The sequence below is a fragment of the Rhodoferax sp. genome, from assembly GCF_010365055.1.
Classification (GTDB): domain Bacteria; phylum Pseudomonadota; class Gammaproteobacteria; order Burkholderiales; family Burkholderiaceae_C; genus Rhodoferax.
On record NZ_JAAFHA010000136.1, the window covers coordinates 1 to 7,087 of the forward strand.

The 7,087-nt window shown below is 58.9% G+C and carries 9 protein-coding genes and 1 pseudogene; 8 read left to right on the forward strand and 2 right to left on the reverse strand.

The features are described 5' to 3' along the window. From GZ093_RS19200 to GZ093_RS19225, 6 genes are all read left to right on the forward strand, one after another. A partial coding sequence (locus GZ093_RS19200; RefSeq protein ID WP_296489181.1) for a pitrilysin family protein occupies window positions 1–856 on the forward strand: 856 nt, incomplete at its 5' end. Next, entirely contained in the window at window positions 853–1,515 is a 663-nt protein-coding gene (gene rsmD, locus GZ093_RS19205) for a 16S rRNA (guanine(966)-N(2))-methyltransferase RsmD (protein WP_296489183.1), read from the forward strand. The genes GZ093_RS19200 and rsmD, both read left to right, overlap by 4 nt. A 215-nt stretch (window positions 1,516–1,730) precedes the next feature. Next, window positions 1,731–2,234, forward strand: a complete 504-nt coding sequence (gene coaD, locus GZ093_RS19210; protein WP_296489185.1) for a pantetheine-phosphate adenylyltransferase — start codon at window positions 1,731–1,733, stop codon at window positions 2,232–2,234. A 2-nt stretch (window positions 2,235–2,236) separates the two neighbouring features. Beyond that, on the forward strand, window positions 2,237–2,503 hold the full coding sequence (locus tag GZ093_RS19215) for a YfhL family 4Fe-4S dicluster ferredoxin (protein WP_296489187.1): 267 nt from the start codon (window positions 2,237–2,239) through the stop codon (window positions 2,501–2,503). A 131-nt stretch (window positions 2,504–2,634) separates the two neighbouring features. Next, window positions 2,635–2,763, forward strand: coding sequence for a hypothetical protein (locus GZ093_RS19220; protein ID WP_296489197.1), 129 nt, complete (start codon window positions 2,635–2,637; stop codon window positions 2,761–2,763). Between the two features lie 59 nt (window positions 2,764–2,822). After that, on the forward strand, window positions 2,823–3,221 hold the full coding sequence (locus tag GZ093_RS19225; protein ID WP_296489189.1) for a hypothetical protein: 399 nt from the start codon (window positions 2,823–2,825) through the stop codon (window positions 3,219–3,221). Between the two features lie 43 nt (window positions 3,222–3,264). Here the strand turns inward: GZ093_RS19225 and GZ093_RS19230 are convergent. Both GZ093_RS19230 and GZ093_RS19235 read right to left on the reverse strand, forming a co-directional pair. Next, window positions 3,265–3,483: pseudogene (locus GZ093_RS19230) on the reverse strand (DUF4372 domain-containing protein); the annotation flags it as partial. 419 nt (window positions 3,484–3,902) lie between these two features. Next, the gene (locus tag GZ093_RS19235; RefSeq protein ID WP_296489190.1) at window positions 3,903–4,199 is read right to left on the reverse strand and encodes a hypothetical protein; all 297 of its coding nucleotides are present in this window, start codon (window positions 4,197–4,199) and stop codon (window positions 3,903–3,905) included. Window positions 4,200–4,671: 472 nt separating this feature from the next. On the opposite strand from GZ093_RS19235, the gene istA reads away from it, so the two are divergent. Both istA and istB read left to right on the forward strand, forming a co-directional pair. Then, a complete protein-coding gene (gene istA, locus GZ093_RS19240; RefSeq protein ID WP_296489192.1) occupies window positions 4,672–6,198 on the forward strand; it encodes an IS21 family transposase in 1,527 nt (508 codons plus the stop codon). A gap of 31 nt (window positions 6,199–6,229) precedes the next feature. After that, a complete protein-coding gene (gene istB / locus GZ093_RS19245) occupies window positions 6,230–6,994 on the forward strand; it encodes an IS21-like element helper ATPase IstB (protein ID WP_296489195.1) in 765 nt (254 codons plus the stop codon). Window positions 6,995–7,087 lie beyond the last annotated feature (93 nt).

A 7,087-nucleotide genomic window follows, 5' to 3' on the forward strand; every position in this document is an offset into this window, starting at 1 on the left:
GGCCTACACCCGACCCGCCTACCGGGTGGCCCGCGCTTTTTCCGAAGCGGTGTACGGCAGCCATCCCTACGGCAATGAAACCAGCGAAGCCAGCCTGGCGCGCATCAGCGTGGCCGACATGCGGGCTTTTCATTCGAGCTACATCACGCCCTGCCATGCCCGGGTCAGCATCGTGGGGGCGTTGACACGCGCGCAGGCCGACACGCTGGTGACGGGGCTGCTCGCGCGCCTGCCCCAACGCGACTGTGCGGCGGCGGCGCCGCTGCCGGCGGTGGCGGAGGTGGCGCCGCTGGAGCGCGCGCAGGTGATCACCATCCCGTTTGACTCGGCACAGGCGCATGTGCTGATGGGCCAGCCCGGCTACAAGCGCAGCGACCCTGATTTTTATGCCCTCACCCTGGGCAACTATGTGCTGGGCGGCGGCGGGTTTGTCTCGCGGCTGACCGAGGAGGTGCGCGAAAAACGCGGCCTCAGCTACAGCGTTTCCAGCTATTTTTCACCGGGCCGCCATGCTGGAGCGTTCACGCTGGGCCTGCAGACGCGGCCCGACCAGGCCGCACAGGCCACCGGGGTCGCCCGTGAGGTGATTGCGAAGTTTGTCGCCGAGGGCCCGACACAGGCCGAACTCCAGGCCGCCAAGGACAACCTGATCGGCGGTTTCCCGCTGCTGATCGACAGCAACCGCAAGTTGCTCGGCAACCTCGCCAACATCGCCTGGAACGACTTGCCGCTCGATTACCTGGACACCTGGACTGACAGGATCGCCAAAGTCAGTGTGGCGCAGGTCAAGGCCGCGTTTTCGCGCAAGCTGCAGCCAGAGAAAATGGTGACTGTTATCCTTGGCCCTACGCCATGAAATACACCCCAGCCTCCGACAGCAAAGCCCCCAAAACTGCCGCCCCGCGCCCGAAGTCGGGCAAGGTGGTGGGCCGCAAGTCCGTGCCACCCGGCGAAATCCGCATCATCGGCGGGCAGTACAAACGCAGCAAGCTGCCGGTGGCGAACAAACCCGGCCTGCGCCCGACGCCCGACCGTGTGCGGGAGACCCTGTTCAACTGGCTGGGCCAGGACCTGACTGGCTGGCGCTGCATCGACGTGTTTGCCGGCACCGGCGTACTGGGCTTTGAAGCCGCCTCGCGCGGCGCTGCCGAGGTGCTGCTGTGCGAGCAGGATGCCAGCCTGGTGGACCAGCTCAAGGCACTGCAGGCCAGGCTGCATGCCGACATGGTGCGGGTTGAGCGCGGAGACGGCGTCGCCGTCCTCAGGCGGGCATCACCCGCCAGCATGCAACTGGTGTTTCTGGACCCGCCGTTTGACTCTCCGCTGTTCGAACCCGCGCTCAGGGCAGCGGCGCAGGTGGTGGCCGACCCCGGTTATGTCTACCTCGAGGCGCCGCAGGCCTGGACCGACGAGGCACTGGCCGACTACGGCCTGCAGGTGCATCGCAGCGGCAGAGCTGGCGCGGTGCACTTTCACTTGCTGGTTCGCAAGAGCGTTTTGCCGGAAGGCGCGTAGCCCTGTTAGTGCAGTGTTGCACGCTATCTGGAACATAAAACCGCGTCTTTTGCGCCATGGCGGCGTTGCAAATTCGCGCGATACCCGGGGTATCGCTGTGGTTTTCGCCTTGCCCTGACCCAAAATCCATCGCTTTTATTTGTTCCATCAAGCGTGGAACACTGCACTAGCAGCAGGGACACGCGGCCCCACGGTCAGGCGGGCATAATTGCCGCATGGCGACAAGCACCCCGAGTTCCCGTGTGGCGGTTTATTCCGGCACCTTTGACCCCTTCACGCTCGGGCATCAGGACATCGTGCGCCGCGCGGCCGGACTGTTTGACCGGCTCATCATCGGTGTCGCTGTGGCGCACCACAAGAAAACGCTGTTCAGCCTGGACGCGCGCCTGCAGCAGGTGCGCGAGGAAACGCAGGGCATGGCGAATGTCAGCGTTCTGCCTTTTGACGGGCTGATCATGGATTTTTGCGCGGCCCAGCAGGCTGCAGCCGTGGTGCGCGGCGTGCGCAACCTTACCGATTTTGATTACGAGGCGCAGATGGCTGCGATGAACCGCAAGCTGAGGCCCCAGGTGGAAACCGTGTTTTTGCTGCCGGACGCGCCGCTGCAATGTATCAGCAGCACCCTGGTGCGCGAGATCAGCAAGCTTGGCGGCGATGTGGGCCAGATGGTCAGCGCCAATGTCGCCATCGCCCTGCAGCAGGCGCAGAAAGAAGGCTGACCATGGCTTTGCTGATCACCGACGAGTGCATCAACTGCGACGTGTGCGAGCCCGAATGCCCTAACCAGGCGATCTACATGGGCAAAGAGATTTACGAGATTGACCCGAACAAATGCACCGAATGTGTCGGTCATTTTGAAGAGCCGCAGTGTGTGCAGGTCTGTCCGGTGGCCTGTATTCCCGTGAACCCCGCCCACATCGAAACCCGCGAGACGCTTTGGCAGAAGTACTATCGTTTGACTGGGGTGATTCCGATAGTGGCGGCATAAAATTGCTCTACCGGCTTCGGGCGCAGGTAATGAGCAACATCGCATTAGGGCCCGGTAAACCCGGCGGCTGATCTTGTATTCGCGGCTCGCGCTTTACTGTGTACGATGTGCTGTCTATGCTTTCAAGTGGCATGTCGCAGCAGGAAATTCTTGACGACTTCGCCGAACTGAGCCAGCAAGACATTTTTCAGTGTCGGCCTTTGCGGCTGACACTGAGCAACATGTTTATTCACTCAAAGCGCAATGAAGCTTCTGCTTGACGAGAACCTGTCTCGCAGGTTGATACGAGCCCGCCCCCTTGTTTTTTGCTAGGCGAACCATGACGACCGACCACAAATTTACGCACGGCAAGCAGACCTTTATATCCCAGGAGGCTCTGGATTTATATACTGCAAGCCGCGCTGCCAAACCGGGCCAGCCCTGGCCCTTGTGGTGGAAAATCTCGCTGTGGGCGACAGGGATCACGCTGATCCTGTTTTTTGTGGGCGGCGGTAAAACAACGCCCACCGCACCCGTGGAAGCGCGATATTCAGGCCTCTCTGAAGATTCAAAAAGCAAGGCGGCTCTGTTGATAAATTTGCGTGGCCAGCTATGCGCAAAAGTGACTGACACATCAAGAATTTCCGGGGACTTGTACAGCGTGACATGCGCGCGATACCGCGACGGAACAGGGTCTGCAACTTATGAAATGAACGCTGCAACTGGCACAGTCAAATAGCAAAGAAATCTAGTTTCGTTGCCAGTAAATTCGAGCCCGTCTCCATGTGGTACAGCCGCCTGGCTTGCGCACGCAAGTTGACTTCGATGTCGCGCAGGGACTCCCGGTAGGTCAGTTGGGCGAAGGCCATGGCAAAGAACTGGTCCAGACAAGAGAAGTCTTTGACCTTGTGTTCGCCTCTGTGATCGGTGACACAGCGGCGAAACGTGCTCAGTGGCAGATAGAGCATGAGTTGCGCAAATACGAGCTTGCCTTGGTGCATGACGGTTTTGGGCGGAAATCCGCAAAAAACCGCAAGTCTGACTTTCGACGTTCAAATCGAGACCAGACTCAATCACTGATTTCACCAAGTAAATCATTAACTTACGACGTCCTGATGTGTAAACGTTGGGACACTACTGCTCCAAAACCACAATTGAATTCTGTTTGATTGAAAACCAAATCAGGACCAAAAATGACGTTATCAAAGTTAGTCTGTACTGAAAAAATGGCTCCGGTGCAGTCACTCCTCCAAATTGAGAATGAGAAAAAAATGCAAGGTTGGGAAATTTGGCACATGTAAAGCTGACCTTGCCTTCAAATCTGACATTTTGAAATACGGCACCTTTTAAGAATCTCGTCAGCTCAAAATTAGCATTTTCTCCAAAAGTGGAGTGGTTAAACTTCACAAAGTTCCTAAATTCAACGTTCTCGAAAATAGCATTTTGCACCGAAATTGAAATGTGAAAAGTCTGCAAAATCTTCAAAAATATGGTCACGAAAATTAGCAAAATTTCCGTACTTTGGAGGCACAGCAACCCCATGATTTGACACCCCTCCAAGAGTTGGGAAATCGCTGCGCCATGCGTTCCAGGAGGCCGCGCCCATTCGAGCAAGGGCTACGCAACCATCTTTGCTAATGTTTTGAGGAGAGCCGTTTCTGGGGTTCTCGAAAATAGTTCGATAGCTAGGATCAAGCGGGGCAATATCAGAAGGCATATCAAAAATCCGCACAAGGGCGGTGGCGGTTGAAGATACCGGTCGGATCAAACTTAGCCGTCCAGTGAGAAGCCTGCAATAAACTCTTGGGCCAACGCGATGGCGCCCAGGGCATCAACCAGTAACTTGGGCGTTTTGTCGGTCATAAATCACGGTGCGGCTGCTATTGACGGCTTGCAAAAAATAGGGGTTGCGAATGTAGCGCGGGTTCACCAAATCCACATGACGCCCCAGCAAAGTGGGTATTCCGGACGACCGTGACCGGTGATTCCGGCGGATCGTGACCGACGATTCTGATTTATCGTGACCGGTGATTCCGGTCGATCGTGACCGTTTTATGGGTTTGACCGGAATGAGCGGTCACGACACCGGAACGGTCGGTCACGATGCCGGAACGGCATAACGCAGCGTGTGATGTTGCGCATATTTCTTAACCCGTACGGGTAGCCTCTGCGGCTTTGCTGGAGTGGGCATGCCCGATACCCGAAGGATCAATATGCGCAAGATACGGGACGTTCTGCGTCTCAAACTTGAAGCCCAGCTCTCCCATGAGCAAACCGCCGCTGCCCTGAGCATCTCCAAAGGAGTGGTCACCAAGTACCTCGGCCTGGCCAGTGCCGCCGGCCTCAGCTGGAATCAAATCCAGGCACTTGATGACACGGCGCTTCATGGCCGCCTGATAGGCCCTCCCCGGAGGGCCAGCGGTTTCGTGACCCCCGACTATGGCCGCATCCATCAGGAACTGCGCCGCAAGGGCATGACACTGATGCTGCTGTGGGAAGAACACGTGGCCCAGCATCCGGACGAGTCCACCCATCGGTACTCCCAGTTCTGCGAGAACTACCGCCGCTATGCCAAAGCTCTCAAACGCTCCATGCGCCAGATCCACCGCGCCGGTGAGAAACTGTTCATCGACTACGCGGGCCCCACGGTCGAACTCGCCGACGGCAGCCGAGCCCACATCTTTGTGGCCGCATTGGGTGCGTCGAGCTACACCTTCGCCTACGCCACACCCAGGGAAACCATGGCCGATTGGCTGGGTGCCACCGCGCAAGCGCTGCGTTTCTTCGGTGGCGTGCCCCAACTGATCGTCCCCGACAATCCGCGGGCCCTGATAGCCAACCCTGACCGTTATGAGCCCAGGGCCAATGAGACGGTGCTCGACTTCGCCCGCCACTACGGCACCTCCATATTGCCGGCACGCCCGTACCACCCGCAGGACAAAGGCAAGGTGGAATCCGCGGTACAGGTGGTGGAGCGCTGGATTTTGATGCGCCTGCGCCACCAGAAGTTCAAGACGGTGGATGACGTCAATGAGGCCATCGGCCCATTGCTGGAGCAACTCAACGCCAAACTGTTTCAGAAGCTGCCGGGCAGCCGTGCCAGTGCGTTTGCTGAAGTGGATGCCCCAGCCCTGCAACCCTTGCCCGCACAGATGTGGGAATTGGCGGTCTACAAGACCGTACGGGTGCATATTGACCAGCACGTCGAGTTTGAGGGGCACCGTTACAGCGTGCCGCAGGCACTGGTGGGTCAAGCGCTGGAGGCCCGTGTCACCGCACGCACGGTGGAACTTCTTCACCGCGGTCAGCGCGTGGCCTCTCACCTGCGCTGCGCGCACAAGGGAGGATTCACCACGGTGCCCGAACACCTGTCAGCCGCCCACCGTGCGCACATGGAGTGGACGCCGGAGCGGCTGGTTCACTGGGGCAACAGCATTGGCGTGGCCACCGGATCCTTGGTGACACGCCTGCTGCAAACCCGGCGCCACCCAGAGCACGGCTACCGGGCGTGTCTGGGTTTGCTGTCCCTGGCCAAGCGGTACAGCAAACCACGCCTGGAGGCGGCCTGCGTGGTGGCACTGGAGTTAGGGACCACCAACAGCACGCACGTACGCGACATCCTGGCCAACGGGCGCGATCAGGTGGCGCCGACCACCACGACTGAGTGGACGGCTCCCGAGCACGAGCATGTGCGCGGGCCGGGCTACTACCAGTGACCCAACACACCAAACAAACAAGGCAAACCAAATGATGATGAACACGACGATTGAACAACTACGCAACCTGCGACTGGCCGGCATGGCCGCAGGTCTGCAGGAACAACTCACCCAGGCAGGCATGACGGGGATCAGCTTTGAAGAGCGCATTGCCTTGCTGGTGGATCGTGAAGTCCATTGGCGCGATGACAAGCGCCAAACCCGGCTGCTCAAGGATGCCAAGCTGAAGTACAGCCAGGCCAGCATTGAGGATCTGGACACCCGTGCCGGGCGCGGGGTCGATCGCAAGGCGGTGATGAGTCTGGCGCTGGGCGACTGGATCGAGAGTGGCCACAGTGTGCTGATTACAGGCCCTACCGGGGCGGGCAAGTCCTGGCTGGCGTGTGCGCTGGCCCAGTACGCCTGCCGGCGCGGACACTCAGTGCTCTACCAGCGGGTGCCTCGCTTGGGTGAAGAACTGCGCATCCGTCATGGCAATGGCACGTTTGGCAAATGGCTGATTCAGTTGGCCAAGACGGATGTGCTGTTGCTTGATGACTGGGGCATGGCGGGTATCGATAGCCAGACCCGCGCTGATTTGCTGGAGATCATTGATGACCGCGCCGCCAACAAAGCAACGATCATTACCAGCCAGTTGCCCATTGAGCATTGGCATGCCTGGGTCGGGGACGCCACCATCGCCGATGCCATTCTGGATCGCATCATGCAAAAGAATCACCGTTTCACCCTGACGGGCGAGTCTCTCCGCCAGAAGTCCAAATCAAGCAAAAAGGAGCCCAATCCAGACCCATCGTGACCGACACCCCTACAATTTAGATGCGCAACACCTCACGCTGCGCGACCGGTCACGATCGACCGGAATCATCGGTCACGATCACCGGAATACGCA